Below are 2,578 nucleotides of genomic sequence, written 5' to 3' on the forward strand. Positions count from 1 at the left end.
TTGAACTAAACCGCTGACGCGGTATGGTGGCTGGCCGACGTCCCTGTCCTGGCCGGCGCCGCGAGCATTCCTTTCCGGGTGCGACGATGACAGTGCAATTCACCGCACCTGCTCATCCCGAAAGGAGTCCTGCCATGACACCCCTACGTCAGCGGATGGTCGAGGATATGCGCGTTCGCAATCTCTCGGCCAATACCCAACGCGCGTACCTGCAGCAAGTTGGCGCCTTCGCGAAGCACTTTGGCCGCTCCCCGGCGACGCTGGGACCCGAAGAGATCCGCGCCTGGCAACTGCACCTCGTCGAAGTCCGGCAACTGGCGCGCAGCAGCCTGGTTACCGCGACCGCCGCGCTACGCTTTCTCTACACGGTCACGCTCAAACGCGACTGGTCTGTCGACGACATCGTCATGTCGAAGCAGCCACGCACACTGCCGGTGATCCTGAGTCGCGAGGAGGTCACCGCTTTCTTCGAATCAATCAGGAGCCTCAAACACCGCGCGATCCTGATGACGGCATACGCGGGCGGCCTGCGTATTTCGGAAGTGACGCGGCTGAAGGTCGTCGACATCGACAGCCAGCGGATGGTGTTGCGCATCGAGCAGGGCAAAGGCCAGGTCGACCGCTATGTGATGCTCTCGCCACGTCTGCTGGAAATTCTTCGCACTTACTGGCAGACCGGTCGACCCCAGCACTGGCTCTTCCCGGGACGGTTCGCCGACCAGCCCATCGTTCCTGGGACGATACGGCTGGCGTGCCAGCAGGCCCGGCGCCGGGCCGGCATCAGCAAGCCGGTCACGCCACACTCGCTGCGCCACGCGTTCGCCACCCATCTGCTCGAATCGGGCACCGACGTGCGTACCATCCAGCTGCTGCTCGGCCACCGCAGCCTCGCCACCACCTCGCGTTATCTGAAGGTGGCTACCAGCACAATCTGCGCGACCATAAGCCCGCTTGATCTGCTCCCTCAACTGGTTGCGCCTGACTCGCCAGAAGAACCCCCGGTGAATTTCTGAGCACGTCCATGAAGACTGCTCACCTGGAAGTGGCGGATGTATTGCGTCGCTACGGCACCGCGTATCGTCAAACCCATGCCGGGTCACTCAGTCGCGCCCAGCGGCGCGTCATGAGCGCGGTTGAACTATGTCGGACCGCCGCGCTCGGCGGGCATGTCGAACAGTGCGACGCCTGCGGGCACCAACGCATCGCCTATAACAGCTGCCGCAATCGCCACTGTCCCAGGTGCCAGTCGCTAGCCCGTGCACAATGGCTTGACGACCGTCAGGCCGATCTGCTGCCGGTACCGTACTTCCACGTGGTGTTCACGGTGCCGCAGGAGATCGCCGCGATCGCCTACCAGAACAAGGCGGTGGTCTACGACATCCTGTTTCAGGCCACTGCCGAAACACTGCAGACCATCGCTGCTGATCCGAAACACCTCGGCGCTGGCATCGGCTTCATCGCGATCCTCCATACCTGGGGCCAGAACCTGCTCCACCATCCTCACCTGCATTGCGTGGTCCCGGGCGGCGGTCTGGCGCCGGACCACTCACGCTGGATTGCCTGCCGTCCTGGTTTCTTCCTGCCGGTGCGCGTGCTATCACGCCTGTTCCGGCGTCTGTTCCTCGAGCGGCTGAGGCGTGCCTTTGACACTGGGCGCCTGCGGTTCTTCAACGTCCTCGCAGCCCTGCAGCACGTCCAGGCATTCGCCCGCTATCTGGATGGCCCGCGACGCGCGGAATGGGTGGTGTACGCGAAGGAACCGTTCGGCGGCCCGCAGCAGGTACTCGACTACCTCGGGCGTTACACGCATCGCGTCGCCATCTCGAACAATCGCCTGATCAATATCACTGATGGACAGGTCACGTTCCACTGGAAGGACTACCGCCATGAATCCGCACAGCGCGTGATGCAGCTCGATGCGCCGGAGTTCATCCGCCGCTTCCTGCTTCACGTGCTGCCGCGCGGACTGCAGCGTATCCGTCACTACGGGTTCCTCAGCAACCGGCGCCGCGAAACCGGACTCGCCGAATGCCGGCGGCTGCTCGACGTCATACCACCGCGCGCGACTGCCACTGATGAGCTCAGCCAGGACTATCGTGACCGCTACGCCAGACTCACCGGTCGATCCCTGCGTGACTGTCCAGCGTGTGCGCGCGGACACATGGTATGCATCGAACTCCTCCCGCATCGCGCCCGGCCGCGGGCACCTCCCGCTGGTGTGCCGTGACATCCGCGCCTTCACGCTCCGCGCACCTGTCCGGACAACCGTTCGCCCGGTTGCGGCAGCGCTTTGGCCACGCCGCGGCGATCACGGTGCCACAGTCCACATCGCACCGTCCGTCACGATCGTACAAGCGTCCTTGCAACCTTCACACGCAGCAGCGGCACGTCTTCCACAACGCATCCAGCACCGCCATCTGCAACATCACGGTCATCACCCTGATTCAATGCCCATAGCTGCTGACGCCAGCGGAGCGGTTTAGCTCAAAGAATTTTTAGCGAAGCGGACGCGGATTTCGCGTCGTGCCTGCGCTCATCCCGGTGCGCCGCTTCCGCTCCGCTAAAAATCCTCTGCCTT

The 2,578-nt window shown here is 63.6% G+C and carries 2 protein-coding genes; both read left to right on the forward strand.

Going from position 1 to position 2,578, the window contains the following annotated elements; genetic code table 11:
- Window positions 1–155 precede the first annotated feature (155 nt).
- Entirely contained in the window at window positions 156–1,013 is an 858-nt protein-coding gene (locus P3T22_RS33110; protein ID WP_429327269.1) for a tyrosine-type recombinase/integrase, read from the forward strand.
- 8 nt (window positions 1,014–1,021) lie between these two features.
- Window positions 1,022–2,227, forward strand: a complete 1,206-nt coding sequence (locus P3T22_RS33115; RefSeq protein WP_429327270.1) for an IS91 family transposase — start codon at window positions 1,022–1,024, stop codon at window positions 2,225–2,227.
- Window positions 2,228–2,578: the final 351 nt, after the last annotated feature.

Source organism: Paraburkholderia sp. GAS348 (assembly GCF_050434205.1).
In the GTDB taxonomy this organism is placed as follows: Bacteria; Pseudomonadota; Gammaproteobacteria; order Burkholderiales; family Burkholderiaceae; genus Paraburkholderia.